Here is a 13262-nt window from a genome sequence, read left to right as displayed (position 1 = left end):
GCCTGTACTTGGCAAATCCGTGGTGCCCTCATGCGTCAACTCTCCCTGGCCGATCGCGGCCAAACCGTGTGCCTCGACAAGGCTGTCGACGATGTCGCCCCGACCTGCCTGGGCGTTGCCCGCCTGGGCAGCCTGCAGACCGCCGGCGTCAACTTCACCGTGTGGATGCAGGTGCGTGGCACCTCCTGGGTGGAAGCGAAGGAAGGCCGGTTCCGGCTGCGCCAGGGCGAGTGGATCGCGTTCGAGAAGGAATCGCGCCCGCTGGTGCAGGCCGGCCGCAATGGCCTGTGCGTGGGCCTGAGCCTGAACCCCGAGGCGCTGCGGGTGCTGGCCGAGATGGCCGACTGTGGTCTCTACGCCGGCCGTGGCCGGATGAGCCGCAGCGACGCCCGCGTCGGTCTGCGCCTGTGGCGTGAGGCGCTGGCCAATGGCCTGCCGGCGCCGTCGCTGCGCCCGCTGCTGCTGCACCTGGCCGGCCTGCAGCGCAGCCTGGCCGACAACGTGCAGCGCTGCCCGGGCCGCTCGCGCAGCCGCAAGCGCCAGGTGTTCGGCCGCATGCAGCGCGCCCGCCTGTACCTGGAAGGCAACAGCCACCGCGTGGTGCGCATCGGCGAACTGGCCGAGCTGACCAACTTCTCCAGCTGGTATCTCTCCAAGACCTTCCAGAGCCTGTACGAGGAAAGCCCGCAGTCGCTGTCGGCGCGCCTTCGCCTTGAACGTGCGGCGGATCTGCTGCGCGACACCGACATGATGGTTGGCGAAGTGGCGGCGGCCAGTGGCTTCGACAACTGCTGCAGCTTCGCCCGGGCCTTCCGTGCGCGCTATGGCACCTCCGCTTCGCGTTTTCGTGAAAACGGCGCGAAGCTTCCGCCACAATCGGCAAAGTCTCCGGGTGTGTCGCGCAAATACAGCGCTGCAACGCAATCGTAACGTGCTGGGGTGTTTTAACACGCTGCTAACACGTACCTTGGAGAGATTGATGAACTTCCGTAATCCCGCAGTGCGCCTCGGCCTCCTGCCGGCCGGCATTGCGCTGGCGCTGACGCCGGCGTTTGCTTCCGCTCAGGAAGCGGCCTCTGGCACCACCGACCTCGATCGTATTTCGGTCACCGGTTCGCGCATCCGCGGCGCCGCCATGGAGACCCAGCAGCCGATCCTGACGATGACCCGTGAAAGCCTGGAAAAGCAGGGCTTCTCGAGCGTCGCTGACGTGCTGAACAACCTGACCTCGGCGGGTTCGCCGGCAATCTCGCGTTCGGAGTCCCTGGCTTCGGGCGAAAACGTCGGCGGCTACTACGTCGACATCCGCAACCTGGGCGCCGAGCGCACCCTGGTGCTGATGAACGGCAAGCGCCTGGGCGCGACCACCTCGGGTCTGCAGGACCTGAGCCAGATCCCGATGTCGGCCGTTGAGCGCATCGAGATCCTGAAGGACGGCGCGTCCTCGATCTACGGTTCGGATGCCATCGCCGGCGTCGTGAACGTGATCACCCGCAAGAACTTCGACGGTGGCGAAGCCCAGGTCTACGTTGGCCAGTACGGCAACGGCGACGGCGACACCGAAACCTACTCGATGACCCTCGGTGCCCGCGGCGAGCGTGGCAGCCTGACCCTGTCGGCCGAGTACAACAAGCAGGATCCGGTGTGGGCCAAGGACCGTTGGTACAGCCGCGATGGCGCGCTGGGTCCGAACTCGACCTCGGCTGACTGGAGCCCGATCAGCCAGAACGGTAGCTGGTGCAACCCGCTGCAGTACGACTGCTCGCGCACCTCCAAGACTGCCGTGTGGCAGACCCTGAACCAGGGTGGCAACCCGACGAACGCAGCTGACTACCACGAGCTGACCGAAGACGAGTACGCCAACTCCAACGAGCAGATGACCCTGCTGACCGGTGTCAAGCGCAAGTCCGTCTACATCAACGGCACCTACGACTTCACCGATTCGATCAGCCTGAACACCGACCTGCTCTACAACGAGCGTCAGACCTTCCAGCAGATCGCCGGCTACCCGTACCAGTCGAGCTCGTTCGGCACCCCGCTGAGCGGCAGCAGCGCCTTCAACCCGGTCAACCAGGACGTCAGCTTCCGCCGTCGCCTGTGGGAAGTGCCGCGCACCACCGACAGCCAGCTGAAGACCCTGCGCTTCGCGCCGACCGTCAGCGGCTACTTCGACTTCGCAGGCAAGACCTTCGACTGGGACGTCGGAGCGCTGTGGAACCGCAACGAGTCGATCAAGACCAACCGCGGTGACATGAGCCTGATCGGCGCCAAGCAGGCGCTGGGCCCGTCCTTCATCAACGGTGACGGCGTGGCACAGTGCGGTACCGCTGCCGACCCGATCGCGCTGGGTGACTGCCGCCCGTGGAACCCGCTGCTGCCGTACGGTGTTGACGGCCAGGGTTCGCTGGCGAACCAGGAGCTGCAGGACTTCCTGTTCCCGACCTACACCACCCGCGGCATCACCAAGACCACCAGCTTCACCGCCAACCTGGCCGGCTCCATCGTGACCCTGCCGGCCGGTGACCTGGGCTTCGCCCTGGGTGTCGAGCACCGCAAGGAAGAAGGCAGCTACGTGCCGGACGCCTTCGCGCAGTCGGGCCAGTCCACCGGCCTGGGCCAGAAGCCGACCCGTGGTGAGTACGATCTGAACGAGGTCTACCTCGAACTGAACGTGCCGCTGCTGGCCGACGTGGCCTTCGCCAAGGAACTGACCCTGAACGTTGCCAGCCGTTATTCGGACTACAGCAACTTCGGTGGCACCACCAACAGCAAGTTCGGCCTGACCTGGCGTCCGATGGATGGCCTGCTTGTCCGCGGCACCTACGCCGAGGGCTTCCGTGCGCCGACCATCAACGATCTGTACGGTGGCCTGAGCTCCAGCTTCGAGTCGTACATCGATCCGTGCGGCGTGACCGCTCCGGGCTCGGTCAACGGCAATGCTGCCTGCTCCAACGCGGGCGTGCCGGTGGGCTACACCCAGCTGGGCCAGGGCAACAAGGAATGCTCGACCCTGCCGTGCCAGTCGGGTGACCAGTTCATTTCGGGTGCCAACCCGAACCTGAAGCCGGAAACCTCGAAGAGCACCACCTTCGGCCTGGTGTGGAGCCCGCAGTTCGTACAGGGCCTGGACCTGTCGCTGGATTGGTACAAGTACGAAATCAGCGACATGATCATCGCTGACAGCGTCGACCGCATCCTGCGCGACTGCTACGTGCTGGGCAACTCGGCCCGTTGTGCGGACGTTGTCCGTGCCGACGACGGCCACGTCAGCGCCATCACCTACGGCACCGCCAACCTCGGCAAGATGGAAACCGAAGGTTACGACCTGGGCGTGAAGTACCGTCTGCCGGAACTGGCCATCGGTCAGTTCAACATCGACTGGACCACCAGCTACACGGCCAAGTACGACGAGCAGGGTCAGAACAGCGACGGCGACAACATCATGATCGGTCGCGTCGGTGAACCCGGCCTGTTCCGCGTGCGTTCGAACCTCGGGGTCAACTGGCAGTACGGCGATTTCGGCGTGAACTACACCGCTCGCTACTACTCCGGCATGAAGGAAGGCTGCATCGACACCGGCGAGTTCTGGTGCAATGCGCCGAACCACTACGCCAACGGCGAGGCTGATCCGCTGCGCAAGACCGGCTCCAACACCTTCCACGACCTGCAGGTGAGCTACAAGGCACCGTGGGACGCCACCATCGCCCTGGGCGCCAACAACGTGTTCGATCACAAGGGTCCGCTGATGTACTCGGCCCCGAACTCGGCGTTTGCCTACTACGGCGGCTTCGACGTGGGTCGCTTCCTGTACATGAAGTACACCCAGCGCTTCTGATCCATCGAAGCGTCGCAACACGCAGCACAGGAGGGCGGACCGCAAGGTCCGCCCTCTTTTCGTTTGCGGATGAGGCTCTTCTGAATCTGCGGTAGGGGAAATCCCAACGGGCCCGGAGGGAGCAGTGAGTCATGGTCTCGTGCTGTCGCGATCAGCACAGTCAGGCCTGTCCAATGACGGACGCCTGGAGATGGCCATGAAGTCGACGCTCATCCGCAAGATCTCGGCCGCGGTCCTGATGTACGCCACCCTGGTCGGCGCCGTTTCGGCGCAGAACACCATCATCATCTGTGGCGGTGGCATGTACTGCACCCTGGTCCGCCAGGAGTGCCTGGCGGCTGGCGGCAAGGAATGGTTCTGTGAGGCGCAATGGCGCCGTGACGCCTGTCCGCAGCGCTGATGCGCGGATGGCGCGCCCAACCGGGCGCGCCATCGGTCTGCCGCGAGGGCAGGATCAGGCTTCGGTGGGTACCAGTCCCATCAGGCTGTTGGCATGCTCGCGCCACTGCGGCAGCTTGTTCAGCACGCCGGCACGCTGCAGGTAGTCCTCGTCCACCGGGTCGCCGTTGACCAGCGCCAGCGCCACGTGCACCGCGCCGGTCACCCAGAAGCTGCGCGTGTTGGCGCGCTGCGGCTGCAGGTGGAAGGCCACTGCTTCGATGATCGGCATCGGCAGGCCCCACAGGCCCAGCAGATAGGCACCGGCCTCGGCATGGCCGGGGCGCGGGTCATCGGCCAGCGCCGGTTCACTGCGCTCGTTGCGCACGCCCGGCAGCAGCAGGCCGATATCGGCGAGCAGGGCGGCGGTCGCACCCAGCTCGGCGCTGGATTCGGGCAGCAGGCGCGCGGCCAGGCGCGAGGCCATCAGCGCACGCTGCTGCAGCGAATTGCGTTCGGCAGCCGACAGCGTCGGCGCGGAAAACACTTCGCTGGCCAGCACAAGGTCGCGCAGCGTGGCCAGGCCCAGGCGGGTCACCGCGGTACGCAGGTCGGCAATGGTGCGGCCCTGGCTGAAGAACGCCGAATTGGACAGCTGCAGCACCTTGGCCGCGATCGCCGGATCAGCGGCCACCAGCTTGGCCACGTCGGCACTGTCGGTGTCGTCGTCATGCTCCAGCGCCTGGGTCAGGCTCAGGTACAGGTGCGGCGGTGAGGGCAGCTTCTCGATACGGCCGATGGCATCGCGCAGGCGAGGGCTGTCGAGCACCTCGCGCAGCTCTTCCAGGCTGGTCAGCGCTTCCAGCAGCACTTCCGGCGCCAGCGGCAGCGGCAGGAAGCGGTGGGCCACGCCGATCAGGCGCGCCGGCGGTGGACGGTTGCCTTGCTGGGCATCGACCAGTGCGATACGGATGGTTTCAGGCCGCAGCGTGCGGATCTGCCCCAGCAACGTGGTTGCATTGAGGTCGGGCAGCTGCGGGCAGACGATCACCGCATCCACGCCCTGCGCGGCCACCGCGGACATCGCGGTGTGGCCATCGAAGGCGGTCAGCGGTTGCCACTCTTCCCCAAGATCGGCAATGAACTCGCTCAGCTCAGCCGGCAGGCTGGCTGAATCCCCAACTAGCAGAATACGCACGACACATTCCCCTGGCTGTCTCGACGGCGCGCGTCGATGACGTGTGAAGTGACGCAATTTACCTAATACGGCGCCAACAGTGATGGGCCGCAGTGTTGAAACGTGACCAGCATCGCTCCGGCGCGTGGCACCGGAGCGATCCTGTTCAGACTCAGGCCTTGCTGTCGAGGTGGCGCTGGTGCGCCTCGATCAGGATCTGCTTGGCCTCGGCCGCGCCACCCCAACCGTCCAGCTTGACCCACTTGCCCTTCTCCAGATCCTTGTAGTGCTCGAAGAAGTGGCCGATGCGCTCCAGCCAGTGGCTGGACACCTGGGCGATGTCCTCGACGTGGGCGTAGCCGCTGAAGATCTTCGAGACCGGCACGGCCAGGATCTTCTCGTCGCTGCCCGCCTCATCGCTCATCTTCAGCACGCCGACCGGACGGCAGCGCACGACCGAACCCGGGACCAGCGGCAGCGGCAGCACCACCAGCACGTCGGCCGGGTCGCCATCGCCACACAGGGTGCTCGGCACGTAGCCGTAGTTGCACGGGTAGCGCATCGGGGTCGACAGGATGCGGTCGACGAAGATCGCGCCCGTCTCCTTGTCCACTTCGTACTTCACCGGCTCCGAGTCCTTCGGGATCTCGATGATGACGTTGATTTCTTCCGGCGGGTTCTTGCCGGGCGAGACGAGTTCCAGGCCCATGGTGTGCTCCAGGTGGGGGATGTGGACGGATAGCTCACCATTTTATGCCTTTGCCGGGCGCTGTGCAGGGTAGGGCGGGGCCGACCTTCGTAGTGGGCCCCGGCCGAGGGGCCGGGGCGGGGTTCCCCGATGGGACCAAGCCGTGTGGCGGCGCAGGCTGGAGCCTCATTCCCGAGGAGGTGCCGTAATGACCTGGATGCGTTGCTGTGGCCTTGCCGCGCTGCTGTCCGCCGCCCCAGCGGCGCTCGCCGGCAGCCATGTGGATCTCATCGATTTCCCCACCAGCGAAGCCAACTGGGACCGCTTCTACGACCTGGAAGCCGCCCTTTCCGGTCAGTTCAACGCGCTGTGCGCCGATACCTTCTGCGAAGGGGATTACAGCAACTACCGGCTCATGCAGTTCCGCTGCGCCGTGGAAGCGGTTGCCGGCACCGTGCAGCGCTGCGCGTGGGTGATTGCTGCCAGCGAGCTGCGGGTGAACCCCGGCTCGGGCGACGTCGAGGTCGACAACGCGGGTTGGCGATGCCCGGTGGAACTGCGGCCGGGCGTTCCCGTAGAGGCCTTCCATGCATCGCTGGACGCCCCGGACGGGCTGATGGCGCCCTTGCCCGGGCTTGAGTACGGACTGTTCGACGACCTTTCGGAGTGCCTGCAGCGGCCCGGTGGCCAGAGGAGGAAGGGATGATGCGCGCCCTGTCGATGATGACCGGCCTGCTGTTGTGCCTTGCCGGCCCGGCCGCGACTGCCGCGGACCGCTATGTCGATGCCCGCCTCTACCCGGACGCCGGCAGTGGCTGGCAGCGCTTCCTCGCCGTTGAACGCGCGCTGGTGGCCGGCTTCGATGACGTCTGCGGGGACACCTTCTGCGAAGGCGAGTACTACAACCTGCAGGCCATGCGCCTGCGCTGCGCGGTGGAGCGGGCCAGTGGCACGGTGGCCGGCTGCGTCTGGACCTTTGCCGGCAGCAACAGCGCGGTACTGGGCGACGGTAGTATCGATATGGACCTGCGCAGCTATGCCTGCGCGTTGCCGCTGGCTGTGGGCACGCCGCTGGAGAGCCTGCTGCAGGCGCTGGAAGCCGCGCCCCCGCGGGAGTCCATCGATGTGCCGTTGCCCGGTACGTCGGTCAGTGTCTACGACGGTCTGACCGAGTGCCTGTAACCAAGGGATTTCAGGTCGCGGCGGTGGCCTGAACAGCGTCCTGGTGCAGCGCTTCGTTCAGCTCATCCACCACCGTCGTCCAGGCAGCGTCCGCCTGCAGCGATTCGGCAAGGAACTGACGCTGCGCATCGCTCCAGAACGGGGCGTCGGCCACCTCTACCCCGGTGTCGAGCTGATGGCTGCTGATGAAGCTGGCGATCGCCTCGGGGGTCTCTTCAAGGCCCAGCTGCAGGAACAGATTGGTCATGCTCGGTTCGGTGGTGATCATTACGACAGCCTGGCAAAGGAAAGGTAAGCTGCATTATCTATGTCTTCCGTCGTCCCGTGATGAACACCCCAGACGCGAGCGGTCGCAACCGCAGCGCCCTTCTGAAAGCCGCAACGCGGGCCAGCCACGACGCGCTGGACAAGCGCATCATGGCCGAAGGCATTTTTGCTGACCGCGCCCGCTTCGGTAGTTTCCTGAAAGTGCAGTACCGCCTGCATTGCAGTGTTGATGCACTCTATGGCATGCCGACGCTGATGGCTCTGCTGCCCGATCTGCCAGAGCGCCGCCGGCTGCAGCAGGTCTGCCGCGACCTGCAGGATCTGGGCGTGGATCTGCCTGCGCAGGATCCCGATGCCCGGCTGCCCGGTGCATCGCTGCCGGAAGCATTGGGCTGGATGTACGTGGTGGAAGGGTCCAGTCTCGGGGCCGCCGTGCTTTATCGGATGGCCGCCGCGCTGGGGCTGGACCACCAGTTCGGAGCCCGCCACCTGGCCGGGCACCCTGGCGGGGTGGCGGCGCACTGGCGCTGCTTCACCACGGCGCTGGATGCAGTGGCGCTGACACCTGCGCAGATCGAGCAGATGATCGACGCCGCCAACATCGCTTTCCGTAGCGTCCACGCCCACGTCGAGAAGGAATTCGCTCGCTGAACGGCCCTGTAGAGTCAAGCTTGCTCGACTCTACAGGGCGTATCGACAACGGGGTCGGATCCCTTTCCGCAGGAAAGGGCTCTGCCCCGATCCGGATGCCATCCACGCATGGCGTGGATCTACTGCGGCAGGGGCTCCGAGCCCAGTCGTTGCATGGCGTGGAGCTACAGCAGCGGCACCAGCAGCAGCGCCACGATGTTGATGATCTTGATCAGTGGGTTGATCGCCGGGCCGGCGGTGTCCTTGTACGGGTCGCCCACCGTGTCGCCGGTGACCGCGGCCTTGTGCGCCTCGCTGCCCTTGCCGCCGAAGTGGCCATCCTCGATGTACTTCTTGGCGTTGTCCCAGGCGCCGCCGCCGGTGGTCATCGAAATGGCCACGAACAGGCCGGTGACGATGGTGCCGATCAGCAGGCCACCCAGGGCGCGTGGCCCCAGCAGCAGGCCCACCACCACCGGCACGGCCACCGGCAGCAGGGAAGGCACGATCATTTCGCGGATGGCCGAGCGGGTCAGCATGTCCACCGCCTTGTCGTACTGAGGCTTGCCGGTGCCCTGCATGATGCCGGGGATCTCGCGGAACTGGCGCCGCACTTCCTCCACCACCGCACCGGCGGCGCGGCCGACCGCTTCCATCGCCATCGCGCCGAACAGGTAGGGAATCAGGCCACCGATCAGCAGGCCAATGATCACCGTGTGGTCGCTGAGGTCGAAGCGGAACTCCTGGCCGGGGTTGGCCGCCTGCAGGTTGTGCGTGTAATCGGCGAACAGCACCAGCGCGGCCAGTGCCGCCGAGCCGATCGCATAGCCCTTGGTCACCGCCTTGGTGGTGTTGCCCACCGCATCGAGCGGATCGGTGATGTCGCGGATGTCCGAAGGCAGCTCAGCCATCTCGGCGATGCCACCGGCGTTGTCGGTGATCGGACCGTAGGCATCCAGCGCCACGATCATGCCGGCCATCGACAGCATCGCGGTGGCGGCGATGGCGATGCCGTACAGGCCGGCCAGCGCATACGCACCCCAGATCGCCGCACACACCGCCACCACCGGCAGGGCGGTGGACTTCATCGAGATGCCCAGGCCGGCGATGATGTTGGTGCCGTGCCCAGTGGTGGAGGCCTGCGCCACATGCTGCACCGGCTTGTACTGGGTGCCGGTGTAGTACTCGGTGATCCACACGATCAGGCCGGTCAGCACCAGGCCGATCAGCGCGCAGCCGTACAGCGCCAGCGGACCATGCACGTTGTCGCTCATCAGCCCGGTGGTGATGGGATAGAACGCGATGGCCGCCAGCACGCCGGAGACGATCACGCCCTTGTACAGCGCGCCCATGATCGAGCCACCGGGCTTCACCTTCACGAACAACGCGCCGATGATCGACGCGATGATCGACACGCCGCCCAGCACCAGCGGGTACAGCACCGCGTTGGCACCGGCTTCGCTCAGCATCAGGCTGCCCAGCAGCATGGTGGCGATGACGGTGACCGCATAGGTCTCGAACAGGTCGGCGGCCATGCCGGCGCAGTCGCCGACGTTGTCACCGACGTTGTCGGCGATCACCGCCGGATTGCGCGGGTCGTCCTCGGGAATGCCGGCTTCCACCTTGCCCACCAGGTCGGCGCCGACGTCGGCCCCCTTGGTGAAGATGCCGCCGCCGAGGCGGGCGAAGATCGAGATCAGCGAGGAACCGAAGGCCAGGCCGACCAGCGCGTGCAGCGCCTGTTCCATCGGCAGCCCCATGCGCAGCAGCAGTGCGTAGTAGCCGGCCACGCCCAGCAGGCCGAGGCCGACCACCAGCATGCCGGTGATGGCGCCGCCGCGGAACGCTACGTCCATCGCCGCGCTGATGCCGTTGCGCGCGGCCTCGGCGGTGCGCACGTTGGCGCGTACCGAGACGTTCATGCCGATGTAGCCGGCCGCGCCGGACAGCACCGCGCCGACCGCAAAACCAATGGCCGTGTACCAGCTGAGGAACACGCCGACCAGCACGAACAGCACCACGCCGGCCACGCCGATGGTCAGGTACTGGCGGTTGAGGTAGGCGCGCGCGCCTTCCTGGATCGCGGTGGCGATCGCGATCATGCGTTCATTGCCGGTGGGTTGACGCAGGATCCAGCGCGCCGAGATGATCCCGTAGAGGATCGCGAGAATGGCGCAGCCCAGCGCCAGTGACAGCCCATGACGTTCCAGCATCAGACCCCTCCGCAGAATGGATGGTGAGCATCCAGTGGCGATGAACGGCACCACGAGGGGGACGACGGGTTGCAGCCTGGAACCAACCCGTACCGACCGAAACGGTCGTCCGACGTATGGCGGTGTTCAGCATTCCCTGGTGCCCGCAGTATGCGTCCCTCCGCGCCAGGATGGTAGCGCCGGGCCGCGCCGCGCCGCATGACCCGTGGGCGCCCTCCAGATGAACGCATCGCCATGCGTGCGTAACCCGCCGCCGGGCCATGGGCATGCTTTGAGAGCAACAGACCCTTTGCACCCCGTTAAGCCGCCTTCTGCAAGCCTGCGCACAGTCCTGACGGAGATTCCCCCATGCGCCTGTCCCTGCTGATGTTTGCCGTCCTGGTCCCGGCGGTGCCGGCCCTGGCCGCGCAAACTCCCGAACTGCAACGGGCGGTCGGCGCACCCCAGGCCGTAGGCGCGGTGCATACGCTACGGCAGATTCCCGAAGCCTGCGCACGCCTGGAAGGCGTCTTCACCGGTCAGGCCGCCGAGCCGTACCGCTTCTCCGCCGTGCGCACCAGTGAGCAGTGCCAGCCGCGCGCCCGCTTCGTCGATTACGCCAAGGCGCAGCCGAGTGCCGACAAGGGCTGGAAGCTCAACGACGTGATCCGCGTGCCCAATGCCGCGTGCCCGGCGCAGCAGGCGGTGGTGCGGGTATGGCGCCTGCCGGTCAACAACACCCAGGCGCTGGATGGCCAGGGCCAGTCGCGCATCTATCTGGAAGAAGCGAAGAAGCAGGCAGCCGCCGGCAAGATCCCGCAGGTGACGATGTTCGCCGCGCAGTTGCAGGTGGAAGGCAACGCCTGTAATTGATACAGGTGAGGTGGGTGCCGACCGTTGGTCGGCACCGATGTCGCATCCACGCATGGCGTGGATCTACTGACGGTCAGCCCTCGAACGCAGGCAGCTTCTGCTTCACCGCCACGTTCTTCAGGGTGACGTACTTGGGCAGGCCGTCAGTGCCATAGGGAAGGGGGGCTTCGCCCTTGATCAGCGGTTGCAGGTAGGCGCGTGCCTTGGCGGTGATGCCGAAGCCGTCGCGGCGGATGAAGCCGGCCGGCATCTTCTTCTCATGGTTGGCGATCTTCGCCAGCGGCGCGGCTTCGATCTTCCAGCGGTAGGGCGCATCGCTGCTGCGCACGATCACCGGCATCACCCCGTTCTGGCCCTTCAGCGCCAGCTGCACGGCGGCCTTGCCCACCGCCTGCGCCTGTTCCCAGTCGGTCTTGCTGGCCAAGTGGCGGGCCGAGCGCTGCAGGTAGTCGGGCAGGGCCCAGTGCACCTTCAGGCCCAGCTGGTCCTTGACCCGGCCGGCCAGGTGCGCGGCGACGCCGCCCAGCTGCGAATGGCCGAAGGAATCCTTGCCACCACCGGCATCGGCGACGAAGCGGCCATCGGCGGTGGCGATGCCCTCGGAGGCCACGACCACGCAGTAGCCGACGCGCTCGACCACGGCCTTGACCTTGGCCAGGAAGGTCGCCTCGTCATAGGCACGCTCGGGCAGCAGGATGATGTGCGGAGCTTCGTCTTCGCCGTTGCCGGCCAGGCCCGCGGCAGCTGCCAGCCAGCCGGCGTGGCGGCCCATCGCCTCGTAGATGAAGACGCGGGTGGAGGTCTCGGCCATCGCCGCCACGTCCAGCGCGGCCTCGCGCAACGAAACCGCGGTGTACTTGGCCGCCGAGCCGAAGCCCGGGCAGGTGTCGGTCACGGCCAGGTCGTTGTCGATGGTCTTGGGCACGCCGATGCAGGTCAGGTCGTAGCCGGACGCCTTGGCCAGCAGCGAGACCTTCAGCGCAGTATCGGCCGAGTCGTTGCCGCCGTTGTAGAGGAACCAGCGCACGTCGTGGGCGCGCAGCACCTCCAGCAGGCGGTCGTAACGGGCCCGGTCGGCCTCCAGCGATTTCAGCTTGACCCGGCACGACCCGAAAGCGCCGCCCGGGGTGTGGGCGAGGGCGCGGATGGCGGCGGCACTCTCCTTGCTGGTGTCGATCAGCTCCTCGCGCAGGGCGCCGAGGATGCCGTTGCGGGCGGCCAGGACCTTGATGCCCTTGGCCCGGGCCTGCTCGATGACCGCCGCCGCGGTGGCGTTGATGACCGCCGTGACGCCGCCGGACTGGGCGTAGAGGAGGGTGCCGTTGCGCATGCTTCTACCTGCTCGCTGAGGGGGACATTGCAGAGACATTACCCGGATGCGCTAAAGTGGCGCTATTGCGGTGCAGCGATACCGGTCCGTCCGGGGCGCGAACTTTCTTTGTTTTCAACACGTTGGAGTCAGGTCAATGCGATTGGTTCTGTTGGGACCGCCCGGTTCGGGCAAGGGGACGCAGGCGACGCGCCTGAAGGAAAAGCTGGGCATCGCCCATATTTCGACCGGTGACATGCTGCGTGCGGAAATCGCCGCGGGCTCGGAGCTGGGCAAGCAGGCCAAGGCGGTGATGGATGCCGGCAACCTGGTGTCCGATGACATCCTGCTGGGCATGCTGGAGTCGCGCCTGACCCAGGCCGATGTCGCCAAGGGCTTCATCCTGGACGGCTACCCGCGCAATGTGGCCCAGGCCAATGCGATGGACGGCCTGTTGGCCAAGATCGGCCAGCCGCTGGACGCCGTGGTGCAGCTGGACGTGGCCACCGAGCTGCTGGTCGAGCGCATCGCCGGCCGCGCCCAGGAGCAGGGCCGTGCCGACGACAACCCGGAAGCGGTGCGCCAGCGCCTGCAGGTCTACAACGACCAGACCGCCCCGGTGGTCGACTTCTACGCCGGCCGTGGCACCCTGGCCCGCGTCGATGGTGTCGGTGACCTGGACGAGATCGAAGCCCGCATCCTGGCCGCGATCAAGGGCTGATGGCGGTCGG

Annotated in this window: 13 protein-coding genes; 8 read left to right on the top strand and 5 right to left on the bottom strand. The window is 66.5% G+C overall.

Going from position 1 to position 13262, the window contains the following annotated elements; genetic code table 11:
* Positions 1-30 precede the first annotated feature (30 nt).
* The 3 genes from AC1VXD_RS07755 (at position 31) to AC1VXD_RS07745 (ending at position 4235) form a co-directional block, all read left to right on the top strand.
* Positions 31-930: a helix-turn-helix domain-containing protein gene (locus AC1VXD_RS07755; protein ID WP_482991574.1), complete on the top strand. Its 900-nt coding sequence runs from the start codon at positions 31-33 to the stop codon at positions 928-930.
* A gap of 49 nt (positions 931-979) precedes the next feature.
* Positions 980-3835 (top strand): TonB-dependent receptor, encoded by a 2856-nt coding sequence (locus tag AC1VXD_RS07750; protein WP_482991573.1) that lies wholly within the window; start codon positions 980-982, stop codon positions 3833-3835.
* Between the two features lie 196 nt (positions 3836-4031).
* Positions 4032-4235 (top strand): hypothetical protein, encoded by a 204-nt coding sequence (locus AC1VXD_RS07745; RefSeq protein WP_482991572.1) that lies wholly within the window; start codon positions 4032-4034, stop codon positions 4233-4235.
* Between the two features lie 54 nt (positions 4236-4289).
* Here the strand turns inward: AC1VXD_RS07745 and AC1VXD_RS07740 are convergent, their stop codons facing one another.
* The gene (locus AC1VXD_RS07740; RefSeq protein ID WP_482991571.1) at positions 4290-5411 is read right to left on the bottom strand and encodes an HDOD domain-containing protein; all 1122 of its coding nucleotides are present in this window, start codon (positions 5409-5411) and stop codon (positions 4290-4292) included.
* Between the two features lie 151 nt (positions 5412-5562).
* Positions 5563-6099, bottom strand: a complete 537-nt coding sequence (gene ppa, locus AC1VXD_RS07735) for an inorganic diphosphatase (protein WP_005410935.1) — start codon at positions 6097-6099, stop codon at positions 5563-5565.
* A gap of 187 nt (positions 6100-6286) precedes the next feature.
* On the opposite strand from ppa, the gene AC1VXD_RS07730 reads away from it, so the two are divergent.
* On the top strand, positions 6287-6784 hold the full coding sequence (locus AC1VXD_RS07730) for a hypothetical protein (protein WP_482991570.1): 498 nt from the start codon (positions 6287-6289) through the stop codon (positions 6782-6784).
* The gene (locus AC1VXD_RS07725; protein ID WP_482991569.1) at positions 6781-7260 is read left to right on the top strand and encodes a hypothetical protein; all 480 of its coding nucleotides are present in this window, start codon (positions 6781-6783) and stop codon (positions 7258-7260) included. The genes AC1VXD_RS07730 and AC1VXD_RS07725 overlap by 4 nt, the downstream gene beginning before the upstream one ends.
* Before the next feature lie 10 nt (positions 7261-7270).
* On the opposite strand, the gene AC1VXD_RS07720 is transcribed toward AC1VXD_RS07725, so the two are convergent.
* Positions 7271-7528, bottom strand: a complete 258-nt coding sequence (locus tag AC1VXD_RS07720; RefSeq protein WP_482991568.1) for a DUF2789 domain-containing protein — start codon at positions 7526-7528, stop codon at positions 7271-7273.
* A gap of 59 nt (positions 7529-7587) precedes the next feature.
* On the opposite strand from AC1VXD_RS07720, the gene AC1VXD_RS07715 reads away from it, so the two are divergent.
* Positions 7588-8178, top strand: coding sequence for a biliverdin-producing heme oxygenase (locus tag AC1VXD_RS07715; RefSeq protein ID WP_482991567.1), 591 nt, complete (start codon positions 7588-7590; stop codon positions 8176-8178).
* A gap of 164 nt (positions 8179-8342) precedes the next feature.
* Here AC1VXD_RS07715 and AC1VXD_RS07710 read toward each other — a convergent pair whose 3' ends face one another.
* Positions 8343-10370 carry a sodium-translocating pyrophosphatase gene (locus AC1VXD_RS07710; protein ID WP_164074029.1) on the bottom strand — a complete coding sequence of 676 codons (2028 nt, stop codon included), beginning with the start codon at positions 10368-10370 and terminating at the stop codon, positions 8343-8345.
* A 348-nt stretch (positions 10371-10718) separates the two neighbouring features.
* Here AC1VXD_RS07710 and AC1VXD_RS07705 point away from each other — a divergent pair, with 348 nt between their 5' ends.
* Positions 10719-11222 (top strand): hypothetical protein, encoded by a 504-nt coding sequence (locus AC1VXD_RS07705; RefSeq protein ID WP_482991566.1) that lies wholly within the window; start codon positions 10719-10721, stop codon positions 11220-11222.
* A gap of 73 nt (positions 11223-11295) precedes the next feature.
* On the opposite strand, the gene AC1VXD_RS07700 is transcribed toward AC1VXD_RS07705, so the two are convergent.
* The gene (locus AC1VXD_RS07700; protein ID WP_482991565.1) at positions 11296-12552 is read right to left on the bottom strand and encodes a 6-phosphofructokinase; all 1257 of its coding nucleotides are present in this window, start codon (positions 12550-12552) and stop codon (positions 11296-11298) included.
* A gap of 136 nt (positions 12553-12688) precedes the next feature.
* On the opposite strand from AC1VXD_RS07700, the gene AC1VXD_RS07695 reads away from it, so the two are divergent.
* Complete coding sequence (locus AC1VXD_RS07695) at positions 12689-13252, top strand: adenylate kinase (protein WP_079223114.1); 564 nt, start codon at positions 12689-12691, stop codon at positions 13250-13252.
* Positions 13253-13262: the final 10 nt, after the last annotated feature.

The sequence above is a fragment of the Stenotrophomonas sp. STEN054 genome, assembly GCF_056854535.1.
This window is presented reverse-complemented; position numbering and strand designations above follow the sequence as displayed.

Coding starts and splice junctions, on each gene's coding strand:
- AC1VXD_RS07755 (WP_482991574.1), top strand. CDS start 31: ATGCGTCAACTCTCCCTGGCCGATCGCGGCCAAACCGTGTGCCTCGAC.
- AC1VXD_RS07750 (WP_482991573.1), top strand. CDS start 980: ATGAACTTCCGTAATCCCGCAGTGCGCCTCGGCCTCCTGCCGGCCGGC.
- AC1VXD_RS07745 (WP_482991572.1), top strand. CDS start 4,032: ATGAAGTCGACGCTCATCCGCAAGATCTCGGCCGCGGTCCTGATGTAC.
- ppa (WP_005410935.1), bottom strand. CDS start 6,099: ATGGGCCTGGAACTCGTCTCGCCCGGCAAGAACCCGCCGGAAGAAATC.
- AC1VXD_RS07730 (WP_482991570.1), top strand. CDS start 6,287: ATGACCTGGATGCGTTGCTGTGGCCTTGCCGCGCTGCTGTCCGCCGCC.
- AC1VXD_RS07725 (WP_482991569.1), top strand. CDS start 6,781: ATGATGCGCGCCCTGTCGATGATGACCGGCCTGCTGTTGTGCCTTGCC.
- AC1VXD_RS07720 (WP_482991568.1), bottom strand. CDS start 7,528: ATGATCACCACCGAACCGAGCATGACCAATCTGTTCCTGCAGCTGGGC.
- AC1VXD_RS07715 (WP_482991567.1), top strand. CDS start 7,588: ATGAACACCCCAGACGCGAGCGGTCGCAACCGCAGCGCCCTTCTGAAA.
- AC1VXD_RS07710 (WP_164074029.1), bottom strand. CDS start 10,370: ATGCTGGAACGTCATGGGCTGTCACTGGCGCTGGGCTGCGCCATTCTC.
- AC1VXD_RS07705 (WP_482991566.1), top strand. CDS start 10,719: ATGCGCCTGTCCCTGCTGATGTTTGCCGTCCTGGTCCCGGCGGTGCCG.
- AC1VXD_RS07700 (WP_482991565.1), bottom strand. CDS start 12,552: ATGCGCAACGGCACCCTCCTCTACGCCCAGTCCGGCGGCGTCACGGCG.
- AC1VXD_RS07695 (WP_079223114.1), top strand. CDS start 12,689: ATGCGATTGGTTCTGTTGGGACCGCCCGGTTCGGGCAAGGGGACGCAG.